Source organism: Bradyrhizobium sp. P3_C3 (assembly GCF_056402655.1).
This window is the reverse complement of record NZ_JBFUGY010000001.1, coordinates 321,715-347,819: the sequence shown is the minus strand read 5'-3', so window position 1 is coordinate 347,819 and position 26,105 is coordinate 321,715. Positions and strand designations below refer to the sequence as shown.

Below are 26,105 nucleotides of genomic sequence, written 5' to 3'. Positions count from 1 at the left end.
CGGCATGGCTGCTTCGTTTTCCTCTCGCCTGCGCGACTCGGGCGCATTTCTGGCGCTACTCGCGGCGGGCGCGGCGCTGTCCGGTTGCGCCAGCATGACCGAGACGGTCGCACCGGCCTTTGCCGATCCGGGCAAGTACGAATTGTACGACTGCAAGCAACTCGAGGCTGAGCGTAAGGCGCTCGCCAGCCGCACCGAGCAGTTGCAGAAGCTGATGGAGAAGGCTGAGACCGGGGCGGGAGGCGCGGTCGTGTCCGAGCTCGCCTATCGCAACGACTACATCGCGGTGCGCGGGCAGTCGCAACTTGCCGAGGAGGCATGGCGCCGCAACAAGTGCCGGGAAACGCCGCCCGGTGCGACGCCGGCGGCCTCTGCTCCGCAGCGGCCGGACATCAAGCCCGCCCCGAAATCCGGTAGCGCCGTTCGCTGAGTTGATACGATTGCGCCCGCCTCAGGGGCGCCAGCCGTAGATCCAGTCCTGCCGCGCCAGCATGCGCTCCGGGCCGAGCGCGCGGATCGCAACATCGCGCGCGATCGCGAGCGGCCCACCGAGATGATAGATGCGGCCCTGCTGCCGCGCCGTCCGCTGCACCCGCCGCACCCGCGCCTGCCGCGCGCGGCCATATTGCTTCAGCGCCGCCGCGATGCCGGCCGTGCTCTCGGCAGCCTCGAGGCTCAGATGCCGAGCGAGCACGGCGGCGTCCTCGATCGCCATGCCGGCGCCCTGGGCCGCGAATGGCAGCATCGCATGCACGGCGTCACCGAGCAGGCCGACCGGTCCTTCGCTCCAGGGGCAGCCGTCGGGCACGCCGAACAGCGCCCATTTGCGCCAATTGTCGACAGCAGTGAGCATCATCCTGGCCTGCGATGGCCAGCGCGGTGCCGCGAAGGCGTCCATCACCTCGAACGGGTCGCCCGGCGTGCTCCAGCCGGGCCTGTTCCAGGTCCCCGGTAGCACCGCGACCACGTTGATCTGGCGTCCGCCGGCGATCGGATAAGCGACGAGATGGGCGTTCGGACCCATCCAGAGCTGCACCCGCCGCGCGGTAAAATCCTTCGGCAGTTGCGTGGCATCGAGCGTGCCGCGCCAGGCGATCAGGCCGGAGAAGCGCGGCTGCACCTCGGGAAACAGATGCTGGCGTACCGTCGACCAGATACCGTCGGCGCCGATCAGTGCGCTAGCCAGATCGCTGCGCCGTATCGTGCCGCTGCGATGGACGACCGTCAGCCCCTTGGCGTGGGGCGCCACATCCTCGAAGGTCGCACCTAACTTCAGATCGATATCGGGATGGTCGGAGACCGCACCGGCCAGCGCGGATTGCAGGTCGGCGCGATGCACCACCCAATAGGGTGCGCCGGCCCGCGCGGAAGCGGCTTCGCCGAGCGGCATGCGCAGCAGTTCGCCGCCGGCCCGCGCGCTCATGACGCAGAGCGCCTCAGGGGTGACGGCGCTTCGCTTGAGCCGCTCGGTGAGGCCGAGCTCGACCAGCACGCGGCTGGCGTTGGGGGAGAGTTGCAGGCCGGCGCCGACTTCCTCGAGCCGCTCGGCCTTTTCCAGCACGACGATGCGGAAGCCACGGGCTGCGAGCGCAAGCGCGGCCGTCAGTCCACCTATGCCGGCACCGGCGATGACAATCGTTCGGGAGAGCGCCACCCCTGACCGTGAGAGGCGGTCAGGCCACCTTGTCCTTCAGCACGCATTCCGGCGGACGGGCTTCGCCCGGCTTCAGGTCGGCGGCGAAACGGTACAGCGTCGAGCAATAGGGGCAGATGATCTCGTTGTCGTTGCCGAGGTCCAGGAAGACGTGCGGATGATCGAACGGAGGATTGGCGCCGACGCACATGAACTCTTGCGAGCCGATCTCGATGACGGGGACACCGGCATCGTTATGGAAGTGCGGGACGACATGGTCGGACATCGTAGTTCATCCTGGAGTGGCAATGGCGGCAGACACAATCAAACACTGACGCGGCATCTTTGAGGCGCCGCGGACCATACTGTTGGGTGCAGATGATTGCTAGTCCAGCGGAACCGAAAGGTTCGCAATCGCCCCATGCTCATTTGCTCATGCAAATTCGACACAATCTTGCGGCCTGAGAGAAGCCCTTCTTTCGTCGGGGACGTTGTGTCGCAATTTTGGCATACTATGTCTTTGGACAAGCGGAATTGCGACGAAAGACGAACCGTCAGGCGCAATGATCTCGGGATCGTCCAGGCTCTTGGTATGACTCTTGGCATGAAGTGGCTGCGAATCAGCACGGCGTTGACCGGTATTGCAGCATGCAGCTTCATGCTCGCGCAGGTAGCGCCGCATGCCCGCGAGGCCGGCGCGCTCCTCTCTGCCCAGGACGATCCGGCGGCGCTCTCCGAGCTCAAGCTCGATGCGCTGCTGCGGCAGAACGACCGCCTGGTTCAGGACAATATCGAGACCGCGCTCGCCGCCGGCGACGCTGATCTCGCCGACAGTTTTGTCGCGCTGGCGCGTGAACGCAACGTCGCGCTGCCCGACGACCTCCTCAACCGCGTGAGCGATGCGGTCAAGGAAGAAAATTCCACGCGGCATTTCGCCAAACGGTTCGCCACCGGCCTCGTCACCGGCAACGCCGACGATGTCGCGAGCCTGTCCGGAACCGTCGTCGGCGATCTCTTCGTGATCGGCGACATCAGGGACGTCGTGCGCGAGGGCAAGCACCTCGCCATGGGCGAGGACACCGATCGCCTGGTGCTCGGCCTTGCGACCGCCGGCCTTGCGGTGACGGCGGTGACCTACGTGTCGGTCGGCGGCGCCGCGCCCGTGCGCGCTGGACTGACGCTGGTGAAGGATGCCCGCAAGGTCGGACGGCTCGGCGAGGGACTTGCCGCATGGGCCGGCCGGTCGGCGCGTGAGGTGGTCGATACGCCAATGCTCCAGAACGCCGTCGCCAAGGGTTCGGTGTTCCGCCCCGGCGAGACCGCGAGCGCGATCAAGGCCGCGTTCCGCGCCGAGAAGGCCGGTGCGCTGGTCCGGCTCGGCAAGGACGTCACCCGCGTTGCCGAAAGGACCGGCACGCGCGGCGCCATGGACACGCTGCGCATCGCCGAAGGCCCGAAGGACGTCGCGCGCGCGGCCCGGCTGGCGGAAGCGCAGGGCGGCAAGACCCGCGCGATCATGAAGCTGCTCGGCCGCGGCGCCCTGCTGCTCGTCGGCGGCATGTTCGATCTGGCGCTCTGGCTGTTCGGCGCGGCACTGACGCTGTTCGGCCTGCTGTCCTCGATCAAGGCGGCGACGGAGCGCCTGACCCAGGCCTGGTGCGATCGCAGAAGGGCGCGCCGGCTCCGCCGGGCGCAGATGGCGGCCCAATCCGCTCTGGCGGACGCGGCGCTTACCGCCTAAGATCGATCTCTCCCCCACAACGACTTCCGGAACTGCTGATGCCGAGCTTTCACAACGGCGCCGTTGAAATTGCCTATCTCGACGAAGGCGAGGGCGATCCGATCATCCTGGTGCACGGCTTTGCCTCGAGCAAGAACGTGAACTGGGTCTATCCGACCTGGGTCTCGGAACTGCGCAAGAACGGCCGCCGTGTCATCGCGCTGGACAATCGCGGCCATGGCGAAAGCGCAAAGCTCTACGATCCCACGCAGTACTCGATCCCGACCATGGCCGGCGACGTGCTCGCGCTGATGGATCATCTCGCGATTCCGCAGGCGGACATGATGGGCTATTCGATGGGCGGGCGGATGACGGCCTGGCTCTCCCTCAACGAGTCGCAGCGCCTGCGCTCGGCGATCCTCGGCGGCATCGGCATCGGCGGCCTGATCGAGGGCACCGGGCCCGGCGAGAACGTCGCGAAGGCGCTGGAGGCGCCCACGCTCGACGACGTCACCGATCCCGTCGGCCGCACGTTTCGCGCCTTCGCCGATCAGACCCGTTCCGACCGTCGTGCGCTCGCCGCCTGCCTGCGCGGCACCCGCGACCTCATGACGAAGGAAGAGGCCGCGCGCATCGACGTGCCCGTGCTGATCGCGGTCGGCAGCGCCGACGACGTCGCAGGATCCGCCAGCGCGCTCGGCGCCATCATCCCGGGATCGGAAGTGCTCGACATCCCCAATCGCGACCACATGCGCGCGGTCGGCGACAAGGTCTACAAGACCGGCGTGCTCGATTTCCTGTCACGCCGCGGCTGAGGTCTCGTCGTCAGGTTGGTCGTCACCGAAACGACGCGCCAGCGCCATCAGGACCACGAAGGTCGCGACCCACACCATCCGTGCGCCGTAGCGGTCGTGCGGACCCGAGATCACGCCGCAGATGAAGGCGTTGCCGAGCAGCGCCAGCGTGACGGTTGCCGCCAGCAGCGTCAGATCGTCGAGCCGGCGGCTTGCCAGCGCATGCGCGAGCAACCCGACCAGCGCCAGCATCGAGGCCAGCGCGACGGGAACGTGCAGCCAGTTGACGTGATCGAAATCGAGGCCGTGATTCTGCTGCCGCGCCGCGCGCATCGGCGCGACTTGCGCCGGGATGTAGCGCTCGATGATGCCGTAGGTGTGCCCGATCCAGACACTGGTGCCTTCGCCGGTGGCCACATGCAGCAATTGCTGGCCCATCGCCCGCAACGCCGCGCCGGCCTGCCACGCCGGATAGTCGGCGAGCGAATGCACGACGATATAGCCCATCTCGTCGTTCATGCCTTCGAAGCGGCCGAGCGTGTTGAACATGCTCTTGCCCCACAGGAACTCGTCGGCGGTCGCCGGCAATTGGTCGCGATAGGGACAGAGCTTGTAGCGCTCGCGCGGGCAGTGATCGTCGAGGAAGCGCGCGACGATACCGTCCTGCATCATGCGTCCGAAAGCGACGCCATAGCCGCCGGGCGTCCAGGCCCATTTGCCCGACAGCGCATGGTTTGCCGACACCAGCATCAGGCCGCCCGCGACGATGGTGAGGCTTGCCTGCGCCAATCCGGCGAGCGGCAGGCGCGCGCCGAGGAACGGCCGCACCATCCAGCCGGCGGCACAGAGACCGAACAGCACGCCGAGTGTGGCGCTGTGGGTTGAGGCGACAAAGGCGGTGAAGGCGAACAGCGAGATCTTTTCGAGGCCCGATGTCCGGCTCGCGCCGACGACCAGCAAGAACACGGACAGGATCGAGAGCCCTGCAAAGATGTCCGTGAGCAGCATGCTCGCGAGCCAGGGCAACGCGGTCGACAGGATCAGGCAGAGGCTGATCGCGACGAAGCGAGACGTCTGCATCAACCCGAGTACGCGTAGCGTCAGTTGCAACAGCCACAGCGTCGCCAGCGACTGGCCCGCGAGATTGACCCAGAAGCCGAAAGTCTCGCCGTAGTGCAGATAGAGGCCGAACACGGTGGAGCGGCTCGGGACCAGATAGCCCTCGTACCAGCGCGCCAGATAGCCGCCGGTATCCCATTGCAACAGCGGATAGCCGTTCCAGAACGCCGGTGCGATCAAGAGGAGGGGCAGTCCCACCGCCGCCAGCCGCAGCCAAAGCGAGCCCGCGGCGCCCGCGCGCAATTGATCGGTGGTGATGCTCAAATCCGCTCCGTCGTGTTCCCCGACCATGCCGGCAATAGCGGTCGAGGCGGAATTCACCAATAGTTTGACGCTGCCCGGCTTGAATTTGGCAAAACCCTGACCATTTTGAGCCGACCTCGCCGCCTGGGGGCGTCAGAAGAAACTGTTGTGTTTCAGGGCGTTGTCGTGCTTTCGCGGAGCAACTCACTGTTCACTCTCAGGCAAGCCCGTCGGGACTTCGTCGGGTAGACTGTGGTATAGAGCCAGCAAAATGAGCCAATTCGAAAGAGCAGATCCTATGGCAGTGCATCAGGTCAGTCCGGGAGGAAAGCTCGCAACGCTCGATCCGATCTGGGATCGGATCCGCGGCGAGGCGGAGGACATCGTCCATCGCGAGCCGGAGCTTGCGACCTTCATCTACTCGACGGTGCTGCATCACAGTCGCCTGGAAGATTCGGTGATCCATCGTCTCGCCGACCGGCTCGATCATTCCGCGCTGTCGGGTGATCTCGTTCGCCAGACCTATGACGAGGCGCTGCGCGAGGCTCCCGATCTCGGCAACGCCTTCCGCGCCGACCTCGTCGCCGTCTACGACCGCGATCCCGCTACGTCGCGCTTCATCGACCCCTTGCTCTACTTCAAGGGCTTTCACGCCATCCAGACCCATCGCCTCGCGCACTGGCTCTATCTGAAGGGCCGCAAGGACTTTGCGTATTATCTCCAGAGCCGCGCGTCTGCGGTGTTCCAGACCGACATCAATCCCGCCGCGCGCATCGGCCGCGGCATCTTCCTCGACCACGCCACCGGCTTCGTCTGCGGTGAGACCGCGGTGATCGAGGATGACGTCTCGATCCTGCACGGCGTCACGCTCGGCGGCACCGGCAAGGAGAACGAGGACCGCCATCCGAAGATCCGTCACGGCGTCCTGATCGGCGCCGGCGCAAAGATCCTCGGCAACATCGAGATCGGTCATTGCGCGCGCATCGCCGCCGGCTCGGTCGTGGTCAAGCCGGTGCCGCACAACGTCACGGTTGCCGGTGTGCCCGCCAAGATCGTCGGTGAGGCCGGCTGCGCCGAGCCGTCGCGCACCATGGATCAGATGATCAACGCGATGGGACTTTGAGCGAGAGAAAAGGGCCGGATTCTCCGGCCCCGCTCGTCCCCAAATTCTTTGGCAATTCATGCTGGCGGTTCGTCGCGTCTCGTCCTAAAACCCCGCCAACCCAGATTTCGATTGGAGACTTGCCGTGGACGTCAAGGAAGTAAGGAAGCTCGACGCGTATCTGAAGCGCGTATTCGGCAATCCCAAGATCCGCGTCGTGCCGCGGCCGAAGAAGGATGATTCCGCCGAGGTTTATATCGGCGAGGAGTTCATCGGCGTGCTCTTCGTCGATGACGAGGATGATGATCGCTCGTTCCAATTCCAGATGGCGATCCTCGAGGACGATCTCGTCGATCAGGAATAGTTTTCTCTCCGTCATTGCGAGCGAAGCGAAGCAATCCAGGATCTTTCCGCGGAGGGATTCTGGATTGCTTCGCTCTGCTCGCAATGACGAACGTTAACTCCGCGGTTCCGTAGTTCTATTTCTTCGCGAGAATGCGCAGCCGCGCCGTGGCATCAGCGACAGTGATGCCGTTCGCATCGACGAGCTCGGCCTGCACGACCATATCGCGATCCGTCCGTTCGACAACGCGCGCGCGTGCCGTGATGGCTCCGACCGCTGCAGGCTTCAGGAAACGCGTATCCAGACTTCTGGTGACCACTGTCAGGTCGGGAGACAGCGCTGCCAGCGCGCCAATCCCGGTGGCGGAGTCCAGCATCGCCGCGAGGAAGCCGCCCTGGATCGTGCCGTGCCTGTTGGTGAATGCGAGCTGCGCCTGAAAGCGGATCAAGGCCCGCCCGCCCTCGTCAAAGCCGAGCCATTCGCGCCCCAACAATTGGGCGCCCGGAGGCAGGTTTGCTGCTGCATCGGTCACGTCGATCACCGCGCTTGATGTTGTTGGCGACGAGCCTATCAGCCGGTCAATGCGGCGCAAAGCGATCGGGGGTCAGCCCTTCGGTCCGCGCAATTGCGCTGACAGCCGGTCCAGCGCTTCCGCGACATCGCGCCATTGCGACAGCCAGCTCCGCGGAAAACGGAAGGTGAGATCGGCGCCGTCGACACGGCGTTCGGAAAGGCACATGCCCGGCGTGGCGGCATCGCGCGTGCAGCGTGCGGTCAGCGCGGGGCTTGCGGCGGAATAGAAGTCCTCGCTGCCATAGGGCGTGTCGGCGCGGAACATCCGCATCGTCAGGCCGTCCGCCGCACTGGTCGCGGCCTGGTCGAGATAGCGCGGATAGATCGTGGCCGTTCGCTGCTCCGGCGCCAGCGCATCGTGATGCGCCGATATCGACAGGAAGACACGGTCGATCGGTTGCATCGCCTCTTCCACGGTGTCGGCGGTGACATGTTTCGGCGCGCCCGGCGGCTCAAGCGAAGGGTAGAGGAAGTCGAGATCGATGCGCTCCTGCGGCCCGGAGTGCCGCTGGATCTTCATCCTGATCGCGGTCGTGGGAACGTTGAACAGCGTGCCGCCGACGCTCACCGGCAGCCGGTCCGGCGCATTTGCGCCGCCCGAGCCCCAGGTCGGCCACAGCAAATAGGCGACGAGCGCCACCGCGCCCAGCGCCGCAATGCCGCCGAGCACGATCGGGACGACATGCGCCCGAGGGTGCGTCCTGGAGGACCTAAGGGGAGCTGCCGAAAACATCGTCATGAGCTTGCGCAAGTCGAACCGGGAAGTCGGCCGGTGGCCGACGAATCAGCGGCGAATATGCCATGCGGCGGCGAATTCGCGGAGCGTTCCCGGCCGCCGGGACGGGGGAGGGCCCTGCGCGGATCGGCCCCCGCTGTTAACCTTCCCTTAAGGATAATGTAGCGTTAACCGGCACTCTTTGTCACAGGAAGGCTCCGGCGTTGCGTAAGGGCGGACCGTTCCGATGACACCTGAAGCCTTCAATTCTCTGTTCTCGATCTGCATCGGTTTCGCGCTCGCGGGCGCGCTCGTGAACGGATACCAGGCGTTTGCGCAGCGGCCGGCGGGCTTCGGCCTGTTGCAGGACGGCGTGGCGCCGAAGACGTTTGCCGCGGTTCCGTTCCTGGTGTTCGCGGCGCCCTTCATCATCATGCGCAACACGCTGCGCGGCATGCGGGTGGAAAGCCGCCGCGTCGAATTCGTGATGATGGCGACCGTCATCGCCGGCTTCTGGAGCATGATGAGCGGCACCTTCTTCCTGATGACGCTACGCGCCGCCGGCGTTCTGGTCTGACAGAGCTGCGTGGCGCGGCGGCCCTTTGCCTCCGCGTCGCCGTTTCGCTATGGCTGGGGTCGACGCGACAGGAGAACCCCATGGCGATCTACGAGCTCGACGGACAGGCACCCGATCTTCCCGCCGACGGGAATTACTTCATCGCCGAGACCGCGACCGTGATCGGCCGCGTGCGCCTGAAGCCGGGTGCGAGCGTCTGGTTCGGCGCCGTGCTGCGCGGCGACAATGAATGGATCGAGATCGGCGATGGCGCCAATGTGCAGGATGGCTCGACCTGCCACACCGACCTCGGCTTCCCCATGGTCATCGGCAAGAATTGCACCGTCGGCCACAACGTCATCCTGCACGGCTGCACGATCGAGGAGGGTGCGCTCGTCGGAATGGGCTCGATCGTGATGAATGGCGCGAAGATCGGCCGCAACAGCATCGTCGGCGCGGGCTCGGTCATCACCGAGGGCAAGGAATTTCCCGAACGCTCCTTGATCATCGGCTCACCCGCGCGCGTGATCCGCACGCTCGACGACGCCCAGGTGCAGAAGATGGGGAGTGCGGCGAGGTTCTACGTGGCCAACGGCCCGCGCTTCAAGAAAGGCCTGAAGCGGATCGGCTGAAAATAGCCGTGGGCCGCCGAGAAGATGGCGGCCGCCGCATAGCGGTCCGCGCGCGCAGCGCGTCAGCTTCCTCCGGATTCACATGCTTCGATCGCGGCTGCTGATGCTCGCGCGGAAGTGAGACAGTGAGGCTGTCAGGAAGGCGCGGGTGACGTTAGCTTGGTCCCGCTTTGAGCGTGGAACGTCTCCACGCGGAGGATCGAGTGATGTTACGCAAGATGATGATGGCGGCGCTGGCCGTCGCGGCAGTCGGCTTGTCGGCGCCGCAGGCGGCTGAGGCGCGGGGCGGTTTCGGTCATGGCGGCGGCGGCTGGGGCCATGGTGGCGGTTGGGGCCATGGCGGTCACTGGCGTGGCGGCGGCTTCTGGCCCGGAGTGGCGATCGGGGCAGGTCTCGCCGGCGCCAGCTACTATGGCGGCTATTACGGCTACGGCTACCCCTATTACGGCGATCCCTATTACTCTGGTACCGGCTACGACGATGGCGGTTATGGCGGCTGCTATGTCGCGCGGAAGCGTGTCATGACGCCGTCGGGCTGGCGTGTCCGCCGCGTGGATGTCTGCGAATAGCGGCCACGAGGCTCAGCCAGACTAGGAAGCCAGATCTGCCAAAAGACTGGACCCACTAAAGAACAAGGCCGTTGACGCAGTATACCGTCAACGACCTTGCCAGCCCCGGACATTGAAATCGGCTCACGCCATCCGGTAACCGCGAGCATGGCGCGGAATCATACGGGGGAATGTGATCCAGTTCACATGTGGAAAAATTTAAGTCGCGGACCCTGACCCGGCTAGCCGCGCGAGCGCTTGCGGGCGCTGGCGTGGACACGGCGCGACGGTTTCCTGCGGGTAACCGAGGGTGTCTCCGCCTCCGTGGCCCGGGCGCTGGCAAAGGACTGCCGAAGGCTGTCGATGGACTCGTTCAGCGTCGTGACCTGCTCGGACAGTCGCTTGGTGTCGGCCTGCTGGAATGCGAGCAGCTTCTTCACCGTCTGGAGCTGGTCCTGCACGACCTGGAGCTGGTCGATCGATTCCTGCTGGGTCGCCTCGAGACCCTTGGTCTTCTCGACGAGTTGCTCGGAGGCCTGGGCCGTGCGGGCCTGGAGCTGCCGCGACGCCACCACCCGGTCGGTCTCGGGAGTTGCGCCGGTATAGGCGCGCCAGATCGCGATCGAGCTCACGCCCGCGATGAGGAGCAGGAGGGCTGCGGCGGTCAGCGCGATCGGCTGGGCGCCAAGGCGAAGGAGGGGATTGGACGGCCTGTCCTGGGCGAGATCGATCATCGCTGACAAAACCCAAATTGAAACTTGGTGAGTGGCGAAGTGCGGCAACCAGAGGTCGCCGGGACGTCCCGAAAGTGTTACCATTCGGCAACAAATGGGACCAAAAAGAGGCTAACGGGAAAAAACCAGCAATCAGCTGGTCTTGGGACCCCTCAAGGTCCTCGAAAAGAGCCGGGATCAAGGCTGGAACGGCGAAAACGGTCCGGAATAGGTCTTCGAGCGCGGCGCCGCATAGGGCCCGAGTCGGGAGGTTTTCAGTCCCAGCCGCACCAGTGATTCTGCCAGCGTGACCGCCGCTACGACGCCGTCGACCACGGGCAGGCCATGTGTGGCGGCGAGTTCGGCGGCGAGGTCAGCCATGCCGGCGCAGCCGAGCACGATGGCTTCCGCCCGATCGTCGCGGACCGCGGCGGTGATCTCCGCGGAGATCTTGCCGAGAGCATCAGCATTGCGCTCCTCGAGCGCGAGCACCGGGACCTCGGCGGCGCGGACGCGAGCGCAGCGCTCGGCGAGACCGTATTTCCGCAAATTATGCTCGATCGGCACGATCGAGACACCGAGGGTCGTCACCACGGCAAAACGCGCCGCGATCAGGCTCGCCATGTGGAAGCCGGCTTCCCCGATGCCGATCACCGGCGCTTTCGCGGCGGCACGCGCGGCGTCGAGGCCGGTGTCGTCGAAGCAGGCGATGATGTGGGCGTCGGCGCCGTCGCGGTCGGCGTCGCGGATGCAGCCGAGCATGCCGGGCACGGCGAAGGCTTCGTCGTAAAAGCCCTCGATCGAGACCGGGCCCATCGCGGGCTGGCGCGCATCGATCAAAGTGTCGGGCAGGGCGACGCTGCGTGCCGCAGCGGCGATCTTCGCCGTCATCGACGCGGTGGTGTTGGGATTGACGACGTGCAGCCGCATCAGTTCAGACAAGCCCCTTGTCAGACAAGCCCTTGGCCGGCATCCGAGCCCTTGGCCGCCTGCCGTTTGTTGAGCATGTGGATGGTGCCGAGTGCAAGGGCGATCACGGTGAACGACACCGCCGAGATCACGGTGCCGAGTGCATAGATGTCGGGGTTCGTCACGGTGGTGGTGAGGCCCTGGAGATCGAGCGGCAGCGTGTTCACCGCCCCGATCGCCTGGCTGGAGCGGGCGAGTTCGTCCCAGGACAGCGTGAAGCCGAACAGGCCGATGCCGATCACGGAGGGCAGAATGATCGGCAGCACGACATGACGGAAGGCCTGCCACGGCGTCGCGCCAAGATCGCGCGCGGCTTCCTCGAGCCTGGGATCAAAGCGGTTGAAGATCGCGAACATGATGAGCAGGCCGAACGGCAGCGTCCAGGTCAGGTGCGCACCGAGGCCCGAGGTCAACAGGCCCATCGAGGTCTCGAAATTCTCGTTCCAGTGCGCCTTGATCAGGTCGTCGATGATGCGGAATTCAAGCGAGATGCCGAGTGAGGTGATGATCGAGGGAACGATGAGGCTCGCGATCGCCGAGTAAAACAAGATGCCCTGCGCCTTGAACTTGCGGCGGAAGGCCATGCCGGCGGCGACCGACAGCACGACGGTCACGACCATCACGATCAGGCCAAGCAGCAGCGAGCGGCGGAAGGCCGCGCCGAGATCGACGATGCCGGTGCCCTGGAACAGTTTTGCGATCCAGAAGGTCGACACGCCGTTCATCGGGAAAGTGAGGCCGCCCTGCGGCCCCTGGAACGAGAGGACGTAGATCGCGATCATCGGACCGTAGAGAAACACCACATAGGCCGCGAAGAAGATCGCGAGCACGTAGAACGAGCGCGGGCGTCCTTCCTTCATGCTCTAGAGCTCCTTCTTGATGTCGACGATGCGCGACATCATGGTGATGATCAGGAAGGTGATGATGAGCAGGATCACGGCGTTCGCGGCGGCAGCCGGGAATTGCAACGCGTTCACCCGCGTCTCGATGATCTTGCCGGCGGCGGCGATCTGCTGGCCGCCCATCACGCCGATGGTGATGAAATCGCCCATCACGATGGTGATGACGAAGATCGAGCCGATCACGATGCCGGGCTTGGAGAGCGGAATGATGACGTTGACCAGCGTCTGGAAACCGGTGGCGCCGGCGTCATAGGCGGCCTCGATCAGCGACTTGTCGATGCGGATCATCGAATTGAAGATCGGCACCACCATGAAGAAGGTGAAGAGGTGGACCAGCGCCAGCACCACGGAGAATTCAGAGAACAGCAGCCATTCCAGCGGGTGGTTGATCAATCCGCTCTTGACCAGTCCGGAGTTCACCAGGCCATTGCGCCCGAGCAGCGGGATCCAGGCGATCATGCGGATCACGTTGGAGGTCCAGAACGGGATCGTGCAGAGCAGCGACAATCCCATCTGCCAGGTCTTGGACTTGACGTGGAAGGCGAGGAAGTAGGCGACCCAGAAGCCGATGAAGAGCGTGATGACCCAGACCAGGAAGCACAGCTTCAGCGTCTTCAGATAGGTCTTGGCGATGGTGCAGAGATCGGGGAGCTGCGCGATGCAGCCCTCGAACGTGTCGGTGTAGCCGCGGCCGGAGAAGGCCGGCAGCAGCTGGTATTCGTTGTAGTCCCAGAACGAGACGATGACGACGAAGACCAGCGGGATCAGGAAGAAGGCGAGAAACACCAGCATCATCGGCCCGGCCTGGAGCCAGGAGATGAAGGACGGCGACAGGCGCGTCGCTTTCGCGGCGCGCGCCGTGCCCGACCCCGGGATCAATCCCGGGGACGCCTGTTGCAGGATGTCCTCTGACGTGTCCATCACGTTAGGCCGCGATGAACTCGTTCCACTTGCGGACCATGTAGTCGTTCTCGTCCATCACGGCGTTCCAGCAGGCGACGCCGCCCATGCGGTCCTCGTAGGAGCCGCCGTCGCGCACCGCGCCGGCCTTCTCGAGCAGCGAGCCGTCGGGTGCCTTGATGTCCTTCTCGGCCGGCTTGCCTTCCATCCAGTACGCCCACTCGTACGGCTCCATGTGCGCCTTCGCGGTCGAGAGCACGGCGGAGTAGTAGCCCTGGCGGTTGAGATAGGCGCCGGCATAACCGGACAGGAACCAGTTCACGAACTCATAGGCCCATTCGAGCTTCGCACCCGACACGCCCTTGGAGACGCAGAAGCCCGAGGCCCAGGAGCGATAGCCTTCCTTGAGCGGCTGGAAGGTGCAGGGGATGCCCATCGAGCGCACCTTCGTCACGGCCGGCGACCACATCGACTGGATCACCGTTTCGCCTGAAGCCATCAGGTTGACGCTTTCGTTGAAATCTTTCCAGAAGGCGCGGAATTGCCCCGCCTTCTTGGCTTCGGTCATCACCTTCATGGTGAGATCGATCTCTTCCTTGGTCATGTTGCCCTTGTCGGCATATTTGTACTTGCCGGTGGCTTCCACGACCATCGCGGCATCCATGATGCCGATCGAGGGGATGTTGAGGATCGAGGCCTTGCCCTTGAATTCGGGATTGAGCAGCTCGGACCACGAGCTGATCGGGCGCTTGATCAGGTCGGGACGAATGCCGAGCGTGTCGGCGTTGTAGACGGTCGGGATCAGCGTGACGAACTCGGTCGCCGACGTCGCGAACTTCTTGGAGTCCTTGCCTTCGAGATAAAGCACCTTCCAGGGCGCCGTGCCCTGGCCGCCGATCTTCTTGCCGCCGGGCGTCTCGCCCTTGGTGAAGACCGGCGTGATGTTGTCGAATTCCTTGATCTTCTTGGCATCGAGGGCAAGGATGTTGCCCGACGGCACGATCTTCTTCAGCGAGAAATATTCGGTGTCGAGCACATCGAAGGAGTTGGGCTGGGTCATCACGCGCTTGGTGACGTCGTCGGTGGTCGCGGTGATGTATTCGATCTTGATGCCGGTGTCCTTGAGGCACTGCTTGGAGATGTCGTCGCCCTCGTTCACGGCGGTGCCGAGATAGCGCAGCACCTTCGCATCGGCCGATTTCACATAGGGGAAGCCGGTGATGGCGCCGGAGCCGGCGGCGAGGCCCGCGAGACCTGCGGTGCCCTTGAGCAGCGTGCGGCGGCTGACGCCCTTCGTCCTGGTGGTCTCGGTCATATCAGTCACTCCTCTGTTGCGCATTCCAGTGATCGATCGGCGCTATTGCAGGCGTTGCGCCTTGGCAGGATCCCAGGTGGCCAGCACGCGATCGCCCGGACGGAACGGGTGGACGTCGAAGGCGGCCTCGGGGAGGTGGGAGAACAGGGCGGTGCCGTCGTCGAGCGTGAGCGAGACGGCGATGTAGGAGCCCTGGTACTCGGTCTGGGTCAGCAGCGCCGGCGCGCCGAACGCGCCCTCGGCGAACGGCGCGATGCCGAGCTGATCGGCGCGCACGGCGATGAGGTTTCCGGCGTCGCTGAGGACGTTGTGGCCGCCGATGAAGCGCGCCACGAATTCAGTGCGGGGGCGGTGGAAGATCTCGCGCGCGGTGCCTTGCTGTTCGATCCTGCCCTGGTTCATCACCACGATGTGGTCGGCGAGCGCCATCGCTTCTTCCTGGCCGTGGGTGACCTGGATGAAGCTGATGCCGAGCTCGCGCTGAAGGCGCTTCAACTCGCCGCGCATCCTCACCCGCAGGAACGGATCGAGCGCGGAGAGCGGCTCGTCGAGCAGCAGGATCTGCGGCTCGGTGATCAGTGCGCGAGCCAGCGCCACGCGCTGCTGCTGGCCGCCGGAGAGTTGGGCCGGGAGCCGGCCCGCATAGGGTGTCATCGCCACCAGCTCGAGCAATTCGCCGGCGCGCCTGTGCCTGGTCGCGCGGTCGACGCCTCGCATTTTGAGCGCAAACGCCACATTGTCGAGCACGGTCAGATGCGGAAACAGCGCGTAGGACTGGAACATCATCGCCGTGCCGCGCTTGGCGGGCTCGAGGTCGGTCACGTTCTGCGCACCGAGAATGATGTCGCCTTTGCTGACCGCCTCATGGCCCGCGATCATCCGCAAGGTCGAGGTCTTGCCGCAGCCGGAGGGGCCGAGCAGGCAGCAATAGGTCCCGGCCGGGATCTTCAAATTGACGGTGTCGACCGCCAGCGTCGTGTCGTAGCGCTTGGTGACGGCGACCAGTTCGAGAGCGGCGGGAGTGGCCATGGCGTGTCCAAGGGAGGGGCGATGCTCCCGTCTCTCCGCAAGGTCCGTGCCAACCGCCCTTGGCCGGCTGAATTCCAGAACTGTGCAGCAGAGTCAGGTCGTTAGATCGAATCCGCCGCCTTCGGCCGTCCCAGCACCCGTCTGTCTCGCTGCACACAAAACGGGCGCGGATTGTATAAACTTTTGCCTGTGATTGGATACAGGTCGTCGACTAACATTCAAGGCTGAACGTCGCCGATCGAGCCCTCACACCCAACCCTTCGAACTGATGGCCGCCAAGACTCCCCCGAAATCCGACGCGCCAGATGCGAGCGATCGCGTCAGCCGTATCAGTGAGGGGGTGACCGCCGCGATCCTCGAGCATCGCCTGCTGCCCGGTACGAAGCTCGGCGAGGACGAGATCGGCGAGATCTACGGCGCGAGCCGCACGCTGGTCCGCACGGCGCTCCAGCAGCTTGCGCATGAAGGCATCGTCAACATCGAGAAGAACCGCGGCGCCTTCGTCGCGCGGCCGACGCCGGGCGATGCCCGTGAAGTGTTCGAGGCGCGCCGCCTGATCGAGCCGACCATCGTCGATCACGCGATTGATGCGGTGTCACCGGCCTGGATCGATCGCCTCCATCAGCATCTCGCCGAGGAGCGCGAGGCGGAGCTGCGCGGTGACGCGCGCGCCTCGGTCCGGCTCTCCGGCGAGTTTCATCGCCTCGTCGCGGAGATGAGTGGCCACAGCATCTATCTCGGCTTCCTGAAAGAGCTGATCGCGCGCTCCTCGCTCATCATCCTGCTCTACCGCCGCCACGACACGCCGGCCTGTGGCACCGATCATCACGCCGGCATCGTCGCCGCGATCCGCAAGCGCGACAAGCAGGCTGCGCGCGTGCAGATGCTGTCGCATCTGGACGAGATCGAGGCCGAACTGTTCTTGAAGGATCCCGCCGCCGACGAGTTGCGGCTCGCCGACGTGCTGGGCGTGTGACCGCCTGCCGTCTGTCAGAACGGACGTTCCTGATTTCGCCTCATGATCTTGAGCACCAGCAGGACGGCTCCGAGGACGAGCAACAACACGCCGACGAAAGTCATGCCGCTGTATTCGAACGTCACGCCTACGGCCGTCAGCAGGCATCCCAAGATGATTGCGATGAGCCCGCCGAGCTTCTTGGCCAGCAGGATGCGTCCGTCACTCGTTTGCGCCACCATGTTACGCCTCGTCATTTGAATTCTACAGACGACCGCAAGCCCCTCCTGCCCAGTGGCTCAAATCGCGTAGACCGCGCAGGATCGTACTCCCGAGCGAGAAAGTTGCAATCTACCGTTGCTGGCGGGTCGAAATCGATAGTGCGTTTTTAATTTGAGTTCGACGCGAGTGCGACAGGTGCACTTACCCATTCGCCTATCCAACTTGATGGGGACGCTTCTCTTCGCGTCCGTATGGCTGATTTGCAAAACCTCCCTGTGGTTGCAAATTGACTCGATGCGGTTTGCAGGCATCAATCCATAGCTGCATCGCGCGGCGTCAGCTGGCTGGCGTTCGCCCGGATCTGCGTGGAGATTGGACATGTGGGGTTGGACCACGCCGGCCGGACTCTTCAGAGCCGCCGCATTGCTTGTGTCGATTGGAAGCCTCGGCAGCCCGTTGCCCTTACAAGCCCAGCAGGACTCCGCCGTCCTGTTCCGCAACGTTCGGATCTTCGACGGAAAGAATGCCACGCTCTCGGCCGCGTCCAACGTCCTGATCAGGAACAGGAAGATCGAGAAGATTTCGACCGCCGATATCGCGGCCACCGGTCAGGTGATCGACGGCGGCGGCCGGGTGCTGATGCCGGGACTGATCGACGCGCATTGGCACGCGATGCTGGTGCGCCCGACGCCGGCCGCGGCCCTCGGCGATGTCGGCTACAACAATCTGCTCGCCGCCAGCGAGGCGACAGCGACGCTGATGCGCGGCTTCACCACCATACGCGACATGGGCGGGCCGAGTTTCGGCCTCAAGCGGGCCATCGACGAGGGTCTCGTCGCCGGTCCGCGCATCTATCCGTCCGGCGCCATCATCACCATCACCGGCGGTCATGGCGATTTCCGCCAGCTCACCGATCTGCCGCGAACCATCGGCGGCATGCTCAGCCGCATGGAGCTGATCGGCGGCAGCCTGGTCGCCGACAGCCCGGACGAGGTGCGCGTGCGCGCGCGCGAGCAACTGATGCAAGGCGCGTCGCAGGTCAAGCTCACGGCGGGCGGCGGCGTCGCATCGCCCTTCAGTCCGCTCGATGTCTCCACCTTCACCGAGCCCGAGCTGCGCGCCGCTGTCGAGGCCGCGGACAATTGGGGCACCTATGTCGCCACGCACGCCTATACGCCGGTCGCGATCCAGCGCTCGATCGCAGCCGGCGTGAGATGCATCGAGCACGGACATCTCATGGATGAGGCGAGCGCGAAGCTGATCGCGGAGAAGGGCGTCTGGCTGAGCACGCAACCGTTCCTTGATATCTCCGGCGCCGCGGCGCTGGGACCGTCGGAGCAGGACAAGATGCGGCAGGTCGTTGCCGGCACCGACCGCGTCTATGCGCTGGCGAAGAAGTACAAGATCAAGACCGCGTTCGGCACTGACGTCCTGTTCTCGAAGGCATTGGCGGACAAGCAGGGCTCGATGCTGGCCGCACTGACGCGCTGGTACACGCCGGCCGAAGCGCTGACGATGGCGACGTCGACCAACGCTGAACTCTTGAGCCTGTCGGGCCTGCGCAATCCCTATCCCGGCAAGCTCGGCGTGGTCGAGGAGGGCGCGCTCGCCGATCTCCTGCTGGTCGACGGCAATCCGCTCGACGACATCAAGCTGGTCGAAGATCCCGCGAAGAATTTTGTGGTGATCATGAAGGACGGCAGGATCTACAAGAACAGGCTCGCGCATTGATGCGCGCTGGGCAGGTGTGAGCCCGCGAAATTCAATCGCCTCTAGTCTCGCTGGTCAGGAACCGGCTTTCCTGGTCGAGAGCCTTTTGCGATCTCCGGGAGCGCAGGAGGCCGCGCGGGGCTTGTCACAATCTCCGGCCTGTCACCATCGGAGGCGTGACTTCTGAGCGTCTCCAAAACCAGAAAGAATTTTTCTGCTAGCATGAGTCAAGCTCGCTGACGCGTTCATCTCGGTTTCGAGAACGACGAGATTCGCTATCAATTCGATCACTTACTGTACGCGGCGGCAATTTAATTCGTCACGCCGGACGAATTATGACAGTCCTGCCCGATCTTTAGCGTCGCGCATGGCGCATGTGGACGATGATGCGTTGCGACGTAACGTTGCTATTCCTTACGGGCCTGACGAGCTATATGCTGCGCTCTGTCATCAAACTGTCATGTCACCGGAAATGTTGAAATCAGACGCTACGCCGGCTCGCAAAACCATGAGCGCGCCGGATGGGAATCCTATCCTCAAGGACAGGAACAAGAGAACGCAAGTCGTCGCCGGCTTCCTCAGGCAACGTGACGCAGCCGAGCCCGACCCGGAACATGCGATCGTCGAGGGCGCTGTGATTGATCAGACGCCATCGCAAGACACGACGCCTGCACCGGAGCCAGCCCAGTCCGGCACTGCTGCGCGTCCCGCCGGTGAGATCGAGCTCAAGCTGCTCGTCGATGCCGATCGCATGGCGCATTTCAACGCCGCGCCGGTCATCACGGCCAACGCGCGCAACAAGGGCACGCGCAAGCATCTCAAGTCGGTCTATTACGACACGGCCGAGCGCCTGCTTCGGCGCAATGGCCTGAGCCTGCGCGTCCGCCAGAGCGGCGCGCGCTTCGTGCAGACGGTGAAGACGGACGCCGCGGACGATCCGTTGCGCCGTGGCGAGTGGGAGGCGAGCGTGTCATCGCTTGCGCCCGATCTCGCTCTGGCGATGCCCTTCATTCCGGAGAAGCTTCGTAGCAACCTCGTGACGCAGCCGCTCGAAGCCGTCTTCACCGCCGACATCCGTCGTCACGCGAGGATGATCGACTTGTCGTCCGGCGCGGTCGAAATCGCCTTCGATCAAGGCGAGCTGACGGCTGGCGATCGCACGCTACAGGTGAGCGAGATCGAGCTTGAGCTGAAGAGCGGCAGCGCCAGCACGATCTACGAGGTCGCGCTGCGGCTCGCGGAGCAGGGTGCGGTGAAGCCGTCTATCCGTACCAAGTCGGCGCGCGGCTTTGATCTTGCCGCCGATGAGCCGCCCCCGGCACGTCGCCCGCGAAAACTTCGCCTCGATGCGTCGGTCACGCTCGACGAGGCCTTCGCGACGATCCTGCGCTCCTGCTTCCTCCATCTGCTTCAGTCGCTGCCGGCCGCCGAGGACGGGCGCAACCCGGAAGGCGTGCATCAACTCCGCGTCTCGCTGCGCCGGCTGCGATCGGCGCTCGACCTGATGAGGTCGGTCGGTACGCTCAGCAATCTCGACGCGCTGCGGTCGGAGGTCAAATGGCTGGCGCAAGACCTCTCCGCCGCCCGTGATTGGGACGTGTTCCAGCTCGATACCTTGCCGACGATCGCACAGGCCTGTCCGTTGGTCGCCGGCTTCGATGCGCTGGGCCGGGCTGCGGCCGAGCGCCAGTCGGACGCCTATCGCAAGGCGCATGATGCGCTCGACGATCGCCGCTGCGCCGTGTTCCTGATCGGCCTCGGAAACTGGATCGAGACGCGAGGCTGGCGCAACGACGTTGCCGCCGAAGATCTCGGCCAGCTCGCCGAACCTGCCGTCGACTTCGCGCGACGCATCTTGTCGGAGCAATACGCCAAGGTGCTCAAGCGCGGCCGCCGCTTCAAGTCGCTTCCTGCAGAAGAGCTGCACCGGGTGCGGCTCGCGACCAAGCGGCTGCGCTATCTCAGCGAGTTCCTGCTGCCGCTGTACGAGGATCGCAAGTCGGCGCGACGTTTCTCGCGCAGGCTCGCAGCCTTGCAGGAGGAGCTTGGCGCATTCAACGATATGGCGGTCACGGCATCGCTGCTCGATGGGCTCGGTACTGAACGCGACAGCGCCGTCGCGGCTGCGGCGATCGCCGGCTGGCAGGCCCGTGCATCGATCGGCGTGCAGCCCGCTTTGCAACGCACGTGGCGCGATTTCACCGCCGCGCGCGTGCCCTGGTCGTCGCAGGGCTGATTGCTCGCCCCAAAAAAAGTTGCGGCCAGCCATTGGGGGATGGCTGGCCGCGCGCGAACCGGTCTGGGACGGGGAGGGGTGGGGATGTGACCGGGCCGCGTAACTCGTTTTCCTGACTGCTAGTTCTTGGCGCTGGCGGTGGAGACCGCCGGCTTGGTGTCGCCGAGCGAGACCCAGACGTTGGGATCGCTCTGTGACTGGCGCTTGACGAAGCGGTAGCCGGTCTCCGTCCAGGCAACGACGTTCTCGTTCTGATTGTCGAGAACGAACTCGCCCTTGTCGGTCTTCACCGTCAGCACCGCGTGTCCTTCGCCCTTCTTGTCCCGCACGACGGTGATGAGCAGGGCCTCGCGCGGCCATCCGGCATCGATCAGCATCTTGCGCTTCAGCAGCACGTAGTCTTCACAATCGCCGTAACCGTCGGTCGGCAGCGACCACTTCTCGATCACGCCCCAGTGCTCCTGGTCGGTCAGAGGCTTGACGGTCTCGTTGACCCAGCGATTGACCTTGACGAGGTCGCGCCATGCGGCCTGCGACATCACGATGTCGCGCGGTTGCGTCGGCGCGCCCTGGCACTGGGCGGCATTATCCGCACAGAACTCGACCCAGCCGATCGGCGCACGCGTGGTGTCGCCGAGGCTCGCGTAGAGCAGACGGCCTTCGCCGGCCTGCGCTGCCGCGCTGATCCCGAAGAGCATGGCAGCCAGTGCCAGCCCTTTCCCCTGTCCCCTGAAGTCCAACATTGCGGCCCCCGTTTCTTGTTGGGACCACATTTCGCATGGAGCTTTTGAGTTGCCGCTAAGTCGGCCAAGTCAAGTCGAGACGAATACAAGTAAAAGGCGCGATGAATTCGATCTATACTTGAATCGAATTCGACTAAGATTTGAAATGACTTCAATTGATTCAAATTTTATCTATTAACGCGGAAACGCTGGCGGAACTGTTGTTTGAGCGCGCACGCGGCCCTCGCGTTAACCCGCGCGAGGCGGTCGCCGGACACGAAAAAGGCGGCGTCCGCATCGCGGAAGCCGCCTTCAGGGCTGGAAATACAGGCGTTTTAGCGTCCTTGCGCTTTACCGCGCGGTAACGCTCTCTTCGAGAGTCTCTATCGGCTGCTCGTGCATGAACTCCAGCGCGAAGCCGTCCTCGAGGTTTCGGACCACGCGGCCCTGGACCCGGCCGAGCAGCACGATCGATTTCACCGGCGGGCGGTTCTCCGCGGCAATGGCGGCACCGGACAGCGAGAGGTCGATGATGCGGCAGGTCATCTTGGTGCCGTCCTCGAGCGTCAGCACCGCGATCGGGTTGCGCGGCACGATACGGTCGTGGCGGCGATCCTCCGGCAGATTGAGGATGTCGCGGTTGGCAAGCCAGGTGAGCTGGGCCGCCAGCTTGTCGCGCTTGCGGGGCGTCGCCCCGACCGTCATGGCGAAACCGTTGTCGATGATGCGGGTGATCTTGCCCTCGACCCGGCCGATATGGTCGAGATAGGCGACCACGCGGTCGCCGACATTGCCGATGCCGGGGGCCAGAAGCGCCAGTCCGCCCGGCGACATGTTGATCACCTGGCAGGGGAATTCCCGGCGGTCCGGCAGCATGTAGCGGCCGAGCAGATGAACCTTCACCCGCTGGAAACGCCGACGCTCCTCGGCGGCCGGAAGAAATTTTTTGTTCGCCAACGCCATTTTCACAACCCGACCCCCCGCCTGGCGGAGTCCGGGACGACCCTAAGGTGCACAGGGTTAACGCCGCGTTAGGATTGGGCGCGTCGATTACGGACAGACACAATGCGCTCGAAAAGCCACATCAACGGCGGGCAGGCCAGCACCGTCAGCGCGCCGAGGTCGAGCGCCACCGCGGCCGTCCCGGCCGATTTGGCCAGCCGGCCGGCCACCGCCGGCCCCAGCATCATCGCGGCATAGAAGAGAGTGTAGAACACGCCCATGCCGATCGCCCTTGTTTCCGGCGCGAGCACGCGGGCGGCCAGGCTCATGATCGGGCCGGCCGGATGGCCGCCGATCAGGCCGATCAGGACGAGGACCGTGATCACTGCATCCGATCGCGGCAACCAGGCCAGCAGCCCGGCCACGATGAGGCTGGCTGCGGTCGCGAGCGTGAGCGGACGCTTGAAGCGGTCGGCGAGGTAGCCGCCTGCCGGCACCGAGATCACCGACAGCCACATCACGAGGCTGATCGCGGAGCCTGCCGCCGCAATGCTCCAGCCGCGCTCGGCGAGCAGGGAGGGGCCGAACGAGAAGATCATGGCGAAGCCGACATTAAAAAGTCCCCAGATCAGGCCCGCGACGATCACCGCCAGCAGTGCGAGGGGATCGAGCCGGCCTGGGCCGGCCGCGCTGACTGTGGCTCCCGGCGGCGACTGATAGAGCGTGATCAGCACGATACCGATGGCCGTGAGTGCGCCCGCCGTCAGGAACACCGCGCTTGCGCCATAGGCCGTGCCGATCGCCGGCAGCACCAGCAGCGAGATCGCGACGCCGGCCGGCCAGGAGTTGACGAAGATCGCCATCGCGGTCGCGATCTCCTTCCCGGCGAACCAGTCGGTGCCCATCTTGGTGAGCTGCACCGTCAACAGCACGCCGCCGGCGCCGGAGACGAGCCGGCCTGCCATCTGCCAGCCCCAGATGTCGGTGGTGGCCATGACGAGGCTGCCCGCGGTCATCAGCAGCAGCGCTGCGATCGTCGTCGGCTTGTCGCCAAGAGTCCGGCCGATCGCGCCGCCCGGCAGCGCCAGCACGATGCCGGGGGTGAAATAGAGTCCGATCAGGATGCCGATATCGGCGAGCCCGACGCCAAAGGTCTGTTGCAGCAACGGCGCGACAGCGGCCACGCTCTGGAACTGGAACGCGATGGTGAGGCGCACGACGAACAGGATCGCAAGAATGCCCCAGCGATTGCGCAACGCCTCATCTCCTCAGGCCCATCTCGAGGGTGCGGTGGGGAGGGACGATAGTCAACCGGCCGTCTTCCTCGTCGCGCGCCCATAGAGAAGACACAGCAGCGCCAGCAGCACCGCGGCCGAGAGCCCGAGAGACCAGTGAATGCCGATCGCCGCGCCGAACAGGCCGACGGTGATGCCGCTGAAGGCCCGCATCCCGAGCCCGGCCATGTTGTAGAGGCCGACGACGCGGCCGCGGATATCGTGCGGCGCGTTCAACTGCACCAGCGCCTGCGCCATGGTGTTGAACGACAGCTCGAAGAAGCCCGCAAAGAACAGCAGCACGATCGCGACCGGATAGATCCGCACCGCGGCGAAGCCGAGCAGCGCCACGCTCCACAGCATGGCGAGCGTGATCGCGGTGCGCGGCGTGCCCTTCAACCGTCCCCAGGATTCCAGCGCGATGCCCGCAAGCAGTGCACCTGCTGCGTCGGCCGCGAGCAGCACGCTGTAGGAGACGCCGGGATCGCCGTGGCCGAGATCGCCGGCAAAGCCCGGCATCTGGGCGTGATAGGCGTTGCCGATCATGAAGGAGGTGAGGCCGGCGAGCCACGTCATTGCGGTCAGCACCGGCTGCGTGCCGATGGCACGCATCGTCAGCACGATATCGGCAAGGCCGCGCACCGCAAAGCGCCGCACCGCGACACTCTTGTCGCGTACCGGCGCCCAGAACAGCCAGAGCAGCATCGGCAGGTAGAACAGCGTGTTGAAGATGATGCCGTGCGAGGTGCCCAGCGTGAGCATGATGGCGCCGCCGACGGCGGGGCCGACCAGGATGCCGAGATAGCGCGCCATCGCATTCAGGCGCACCGCGCTCGGAAGATCCGCGGGACCGACGAGGTCGTAGAGCAGAAGCTGGTTCGGCGTCTGCCACAGCACGCCGGCGCAGCCATGGATCACCAGCAGCAGCATCGCGTGCCACATCTGGATCGTATCGGTGATGAAGAAGAAGCCCCATCCGGCCGAGGCCACGATGAACAGCAGCATGCCGCATTGGATGATGCGCCGCGGATCGAACCGGTCGGCGAGCCCGCCGACCGCGACCGAGAACAGCAGGAACGGCAGCCAGTGCGACAGCACGGCAAAGCCCCCCAGCGTCGGCGAATGGAATTTTTGGAACACCACCCAATAGCTGATCACATGCTCGATGTTGTCCGCCATCATCGCCAGCACGTAGGCGATGAACTGGAGCCGGTACGGCACCGACTTCATCGCCGCGAACGATCCGGACGCGACAACAGGATTTTGGGGAAGGGGGTTCAAGCGATCACCAGGGTGAGACCCTTGGGGCCATACACGTTCGCCGCCGGCCGCTCAAGACACTTGGGTGTGTGTCCGTGGCCCGCAATCCGGGACCGCCGGCCCCGCATTCCGCAGAGCTCCATGCGGGCTACGAAGCGGCGAGTCACGCGATCTCCGTCGCCAGAAACGACCTGACCACCGCAGCAAACTCATCCGGCTTGTCATATGGCAACCCATGGCCCGCATTCGCGATCACCTCATGGCTGAGGTGTTGATTGAGCCCCTGCAGCTCCCGCGCCGTTTCGACGGAGACAACGCCATTGTCTCCGATGACAAGCAGGCTCGGGACGGCAATGGCTTTGACAAGCTCGCGATAATCCGGGTTCGGCGGCGTGAGAACCTCGAAGGCGCTGATCTCGGTCCGCAGCCGCGCATCAACGATCAGGTCAAGCAGCTCGGATGAGCGGTGCGGATGCCGCCGCCGGGCCTCGGCCAGTACCTCATCCTTGTCCCGAGCGAGAAGCCGGCGATGCTGCTCGGCGACGTCGCTCCGGTAAACCTCGCGCTGGCGCTCCGGTGCCAAGAAAGTCGGATCGGCGAGGATAACGCTGCGAATGGCCGTACCCATCTCGCTCGCAACCACGGCGGCGGTCATGCCGCCCATGGAATGGCCGAGCAGGATCGGGGCAGTCAGCCCGAGCGCGTCAATGAGGCCGATGACGTCGGCTGCGAGATCGCAGTACCGATACCCGCCGGACGGTGCGCTCGACGCGCCATGTCCTCTCGCAGAGGGCATGATGACGTCGTAGCCGTCCTCGAGAGCGCGCGCCAACGGTGTCCAGCAGGCGCCGCTTCCGGTCAGACCATGCAGTGCAATCAGCGCAGGCTTGTCGTCCCCGGTCCGTAAATAATGGATGTCGATGCCATTTGCCGCGCAGGTTCGGCTCGTCCAGTTTGTCATTCGCAACGACTGTCAAA

General features: G+C 64.8%; 28 protein-coding genes. 11 read left to right on the top strand and 17 right to left on the bottom strand.

All coding sequences use genetic code 11. The features are described 5' to 3' along the window. Positions 1-4 precede the first annotated feature (4 nt). Positions 5-430 (top strand): twin-arginine translocation pathway signal, encoded by a 426-nt coding sequence (locus AC1DW2_RS01930; protein ID WP_166342429.1) that lies wholly within the window; start codon positions 5-7, stop codon positions 428-430. A gap of 21 nt (positions 431-451) precedes the next feature. Here AC1DW2_RS01930 and AC1DW2_RS01925 read toward each other — a convergent pair whose 3' ends face one another. Continuing rightward, positions 452-1,654, bottom strand: coding sequence for an FAD-dependent monooxygenase (locus tag AC1DW2_RS01925; RefSeq protein WP_283016934.1), 1,203 nt, complete (start codon positions 1,652-1,654; stop codon positions 452-454). Between the two features lie 19 nt (positions 1,655-1,673). Further along, on the bottom strand, positions 1,674-1,919 hold the full coding sequence (locus AC1DW2_RS01920; RefSeq protein WP_008562814.1) for a zinc-finger domain-containing protein: 246 nt from the start codon (positions 1,917-1,919) through the stop codon (positions 1,674-1,676). Positions 1,920-2,237: 318 nt separating this feature from the next. Here AC1DW2_RS01920 and AC1DW2_RS01915 point away from each other — a divergent pair, with 318 nt between their 5' ends. Continuing rightward, complete coding sequence (locus tag AC1DW2_RS01915; RefSeq protein ID WP_354102205.1) at positions 2,238-3,374, top strand: hypothetical protein; 1,137 nt, start codon at positions 2,238-2,240, stop codon at positions 3,372-3,374. Positions 3,375-3,412: 38 nt separating this feature from the next. Next, entirely contained in the window at positions 3,413-4,168 is a 756-nt protein-coding gene (locus AC1DW2_RS01910) for an alpha/beta fold hydrolase (protein WP_166091920.1), read from the top strand. Here AC1DW2_RS01910 and AC1DW2_RS01905 read toward each other — a convergent pair. Next, a complete protein-coding gene (locus AC1DW2_RS01905; protein ID WP_477005128.1) occupies positions 4,154-5,530 on the bottom strand; it encodes a hypothetical protein in 1,377 nt (458 codons plus the stop codon). The genes AC1DW2_RS01910 and AC1DW2_RS01905 overlap by 15 nt on opposite strands. 277 nt (positions 5,531-5,807) lie before the next feature. On the opposite strand from AC1DW2_RS01905, the gene cysE reads away from it, so the two are divergent. Both cysE and AC1DW2_RS01895 read left to right on the top strand, forming a co-directional pair. Beyond that, positions 5,808-6,632 carry a serine O-acetyltransferase gene (cysE, locus tag AC1DW2_RS01900; protein ID WP_014494283.1) on the top strand — a complete coding sequence of 275 codons (825 nt, stop codon included), beginning with the start codon at positions 5,808-5,810 and terminating at the stop codon, positions 6,630-6,632. Between the two features lie 124 nt (positions 6,633-6,756). Further along, positions 6,757-6,975, top strand: a complete 219-nt coding sequence (locus AC1DW2_RS01895; protein ID WP_007602550.1) for a DUF3126 family protein — start codon at positions 6,757-6,759, stop codon at positions 6,973-6,975. Between the two features lie 115 nt (positions 6,976-7,090). On the opposite strand, the gene AC1DW2_RS01890 is transcribed toward AC1DW2_RS01895, so the two are convergent. Continuing rightward, the gene (locus AC1DW2_RS01890) at positions 7,091-7,486 is read right to left on the bottom strand and encodes a PaaI family thioesterase (protein WP_231142235.1); all 396 of its coding nucleotides are present in this window, start codon (positions 7,484-7,486) and stop codon (positions 7,091-7,093) included. 72 nt (positions 7,487-7,558) lie between these two features. Then, positions 7,559-8,266, bottom strand: coding sequence for a hypothetical protein (locus AC1DW2_RS01885; RefSeq protein WP_085401688.1), 708 nt, complete (start codon positions 8,264-8,266; stop codon positions 7,559-7,561). Between the two features lie 223 nt (positions 8,267-8,489). Here AC1DW2_RS01885 and AC1DW2_RS01880 point away from each other — a divergent pair, with 223 nt between their 5' ends. The 3 genes from AC1DW2_RS01880 (at position 8,490) to AC1DW2_RS01870 (ending at position 9,999) form a co-directional block, all read left to right on the top strand. After that, a complete protein-coding gene (locus AC1DW2_RS01880) occupies positions 8,490-8,819 on the top strand; it encodes a DUF6949 family protein (protein ID WP_014494286.1) in 330 nt (109 codons plus the stop codon). Positions 8,820-8,899: 80 nt separating this feature from the next. Then, on the top strand, positions 8,900-9,430 hold the full coding sequence (locus AC1DW2_RS01875; protein WP_166342424.1) for a gamma carbonic anhydrase family protein: 531 nt from the start codon (positions 8,900-8,902) through the stop codon (positions 9,428-9,430). Positions 9,431-9,636: 206 nt separating this feature from the next. Further along, positions 9,637-9,999 (top strand): hypothetical protein, encoded by a 363-nt coding sequence (locus AC1DW2_RS01870; protein ID WP_354097529.1) that lies wholly within the window; start codon positions 9,637-9,639, stop codon positions 9,997-9,999. 221 nt (positions 10,000-10,220) lie between these two features. Here the strand turns inward: AC1DW2_RS01870 and AC1DW2_RS01865 are convergent, their stop codons facing one another. The 6 genes from AC1DW2_RS01865 to AC1DW2_RS01840 form a co-directional block, all read right to left on the bottom strand. After that, positions 10,221-10,712, bottom strand: coding sequence for a hypothetical protein (locus AC1DW2_RS01865; RefSeq protein ID WP_166342423.1), 492 nt, complete (start codon positions 10,710-10,712; stop codon positions 10,221-10,223). Positions 10,713-10,889: 177 nt separating this feature from the next. After that, complete coding sequence (locus tag AC1DW2_RS01860; protein ID WP_166353239.1) at positions 10,890-11,621, bottom strand: aspartate/glutamate racemase family protein; 732 nt, start codon at positions 11,619-11,621, stop codon at positions 10,890-10,892. 20 nt (positions 11,622-11,641) lie between these two features. After that, positions 11,642-12,520, bottom strand: a complete 879-nt coding sequence (locus AC1DW2_RS01855; RefSeq protein WP_166342422.1) for an ABC transporter permease — start codon at positions 12,518-12,520, stop codon at positions 11,642-11,644. A gap of 3 nt (positions 12,521-12,523) precedes the next feature. Next, positions 12,524-13,483, bottom strand: coding sequence for an ABC transporter permease (locus AC1DW2_RS01850; protein ID WP_041958636.1), 960 nt, complete (start codon positions 13,481-13,483; stop codon positions 12,524-12,526). A 4-nt stretch (positions 13,484-13,487) separates the two neighbouring features. After that, complete coding sequence (locus AC1DW2_RS01845) at positions 13,488-14,777, bottom strand: ABC transporter substrate-binding protein (protein ID WP_028150047.1); 1,290 nt, start codon at positions 14,775-14,777, stop codon at positions 13,488-13,490. Between the two features lie 42 nt (positions 14,778-14,819). After that, on the bottom strand, positions 14,820-15,806 hold the full coding sequence (locus AC1DW2_RS01840; protein ID WP_063982479.1) for an ABC transporter ATP-binding protein: 987 nt from the start codon (positions 15,804-15,806) through the stop codon (positions 14,820-14,822). Between the two features lie 268 nt (positions 15,807-16,074). Between AC1DW2_RS01840 and AC1DW2_RS01835 the strand changes: the two genes are divergently transcribed. Beyond that, complete coding sequence (locus tag AC1DW2_RS01835) at positions 16,075-16,782, top strand: GntR family transcriptional regulator (RefSeq protein WP_354097530.1); 708 nt, start codon at positions 16,075-16,077, stop codon at positions 16,780-16,782. Positions 16,783-16,796: 14 nt separating this feature from the next. Here the strand turns inward: AC1DW2_RS01835 and AC1DW2_RS01830 are convergent, their stop codons facing one another. Beyond that, positions 16,797-17,003, bottom strand: coding sequence for a hypothetical protein (locus AC1DW2_RS01830; RefSeq protein ID WP_063982481.1), 207 nt, complete (start codon positions 17,001-17,003; stop codon positions 16,797-16,799). Between the two features lie 358 nt (positions 17,004-17,361). Between AC1DW2_RS01830 and AC1DW2_RS01825 the strand changes: the two genes are divergently transcribed. Both AC1DW2_RS01825 and AC1DW2_RS01820 read left to right on the top strand, forming a co-directional pair. Next, a complete protein-coding gene (locus tag AC1DW2_RS01825) occupies positions 17,362-18,714 on the top strand; it encodes a metal-dependent hydrolase family protein (protein ID WP_166342420.1) in 1,353 nt (450 codons plus the stop codon). Positions 18,715-19,165: 451 nt separating this feature from the next. Next, the gene (locus tag AC1DW2_RS01820) at positions 19,166-20,929 is read left to right on the top strand and encodes a CYTH and CHAD domain-containing protein (RefSeq protein WP_166342419.1); all 1,764 of its coding nucleotides are present in this window, start codon (positions 19,166-19,168) and stop codon (positions 20,927-20,929) included. Between the two features lie 119 nt (positions 20,930-21,048). On the opposite strand, the gene AC1DW2_RS01815 is transcribed toward AC1DW2_RS01820, so the two are convergent. From AC1DW2_RS01815 to AC1DW2_RS01795, 5 genes are all read right to left on the bottom strand, one after another. Next, positions 21,049-21,672: a transglutaminase-like cysteine peptidase gene (locus AC1DW2_RS01815; RefSeq protein WP_028154093.1), complete on the bottom strand. Its 624-nt coding sequence runs from the start codon at positions 21,670-21,672 to the stop codon at positions 21,049-21,051. A gap of 330 nt (positions 21,673-22,002) precedes the next feature. Then, complete coding sequence (locus AC1DW2_RS01810; protein ID WP_063982484.1) at positions 22,003-22,614, bottom strand: PilZ domain-containing protein; 612 nt, start codon at positions 22,612-22,614, stop codon at positions 22,003-22,005. Positions 22,615-22,682: 68 nt separating this feature from the next. Continuing rightward, complete coding sequence (locus AC1DW2_RS01805) at positions 22,683-23,849, bottom strand: MFS transporter (protein ID WP_166342418.1); 1,167 nt, start codon at positions 23,847-23,849, stop codon at positions 22,683-22,685. A 51-nt stretch (positions 23,850-23,900) separates the two neighbouring features. Then, positions 23,901-25,148 (bottom strand): MFS transporter, encoded by a 1,248-nt coding sequence (locus AC1DW2_RS01800; protein WP_354097533.1) that lies wholly within the window; start codon positions 25,146-25,148, stop codon positions 23,901-23,903. A gap of 142 nt (positions 25,149-25,290) precedes the next feature. Then, entirely contained in the window at positions 25,291-26,088 is a 798-nt protein-coding gene (locus AC1DW2_RS01795; RefSeq protein ID WP_354097534.1) for an alpha/beta fold hydrolase, read from the bottom strand. Between the last annotated feature and the right edge of the window lie 17 nt (positions 26,089-26,105).

What these genes read in the sequence shown, in the direction of transcription:
- AC1DW2_RS01930 (WP_166342429.1), top strand. Translation starts at nt 5, where the DNA reads ATGGCTGCTTCGTTTTCCTCTCGCCTGCGCGACTCGGGCGCATTTCTG.
- AC1DW2_RS01920 (WP_008562814.1), bottom strand. Translation starts at nt 1,919, where the DNA reads ATGTCCGACCATGTCGTCCCGCACTTCCATAACGATGCCGGTGTCCCC.
- AC1DW2_RS01915 (WP_354102205.1), top strand. Translation starts at nt 2,238, where the DNA reads ATGAAGTGGCTGCGAATCAGCACGGCGTTGACCGGTATTGCAGCATGC.
- AC1DW2_RS01910 (WP_166091920.1), top strand. Translation starts at nt 3,413, where the DNA reads ATGCCGAGCTTTCACAACGGCGCCGTTGAAATTGCCTATCTCGACGAA.
- cysE (WP_014494283.1), top strand. Translation starts at nt 5,808, where the DNA reads ATGGCAGTGCATCAGGTCAGTCCGGGAGGAAAGCTCGCAACGCTCGAT.
- AC1DW2_RS01885 (WP_085401688.1), bottom strand. Translation starts at nt 8,266, where the DNA reads ATGACGATGTTTTCGGCAGCTCCCCTTAGGTCCTCCAGGACGCACCCT.
- AC1DW2_RS01880 (WP_014494286.1), top strand. Translation starts at nt 8,490, where the DNA reads ATGACACCTGAAGCCTTCAATTCTCTGTTCTCGATCTGCATCGGTTTC.
- AC1DW2_RS01875 (WP_166342424.1), top strand. Translation starts at nt 8,900, where the DNA reads ATGGCGATCTACGAGCTCGACGGACAGGCACCCGATCTTCCCGCCGAC.
- AC1DW2_RS01870 (WP_354097529.1), top strand. Translation starts at nt 9,637, where the DNA reads ATGTTACGCAAGATGATGATGGCGGCGCTGGCCGTCGCGGCAGTCGGC.
- AC1DW2_RS01865 (WP_166342423.1), bottom strand. Translation starts at nt 10,712, where the DNA reads ATGATCGATCTCGCCCAGGACAGGCCGTCCAATCCCCTCCTTCGCCTT.
- AC1DW2_RS01860 (WP_166353239.1), bottom strand. Translation starts at nt 11,621, where the DNA reads ATGCGGCTGCACGTCGTCAATCCCAACACCACCGCGTCGATGACGGCG.
- AC1DW2_RS01855 (WP_166342422.1), bottom strand. Translation starts at nt 12,520, where the DNA reads ATGAAGGAAGGACGCCCGCGCTCGTTCTACGTGCTCGCGATCTTCTTC.
- AC1DW2_RS01850 (WP_041958636.1), bottom strand. Translation starts at nt 13,483, where the DNA reads ATGGACACGTCAGAGGACATCCTGCAACAGGCGTCCCCGGGATTGATC.
- AC1DW2_RS01845 (WP_028150047.1), bottom strand. Translation starts at nt 14,777, where the DNA reads ATGACCGAGACCACCAGGACGAAGGGCGTCAGCCGCCGCACGCTGCTC.
- AC1DW2_RS01840 (WP_063982479.1), bottom strand. Translation starts at nt 15,806, where the DNA reads ATGGCCACTCCCGCCGCTCTCGAACTGGTCGCCGTCACCAAGCGCTAC.
- AC1DW2_RS01835 (WP_354097530.1), top strand. Translation starts at nt 16,075, where the DNA reads ATGGCCGCCAAGACTCCCCCGAAATCCGACGCGCCAGATGCGAGCGAT.
- AC1DW2_RS01830 (WP_063982481.1), bottom strand. Translation starts at nt 17,003, where the DNA reads ATGGTGGCGCAAACGAGTGACGGACGCATCCTGCTGGCCAAGAAGCTC.
- AC1DW2_RS01825 (WP_166342420.1), top strand. Translation starts at nt 17,362, where the DNA reads ATGTGGGGTTGGACCACGCCGGCCGGACTCTTCAGAGCCGCCGCATTG.
- AC1DW2_RS01820 (WP_166342419.1), top strand. Translation starts at nt 19,166, where the DNA reads ATGTTGAAATCAGACGCTACGCCGGCTCGCAAAACCATGAGCGCGCCG.
- AC1DW2_RS01815 (WP_028154093.1), bottom strand. Translation starts at nt 21,672, where the DNA reads ATGTTGGACTTCAGGGGACAGGGGAAAGGGCTGGCACTGGCTGCCATG.
- AC1DW2_RS01810 (WP_063982484.1), bottom strand. Translation starts at nt 22,614, where the DNA reads ATGGCGTTGGCGAACAAAAAATTTCTTCCGGCCGCCGAGGAGCGTCGG.
- AC1DW2_RS01795 (WP_354097534.1), bottom strand. Translation starts at nt 26,088, where the DNA reads ATGACAAACTGGACGAGCCGAACCTGCGCGGCAAATGGCATCGACATC.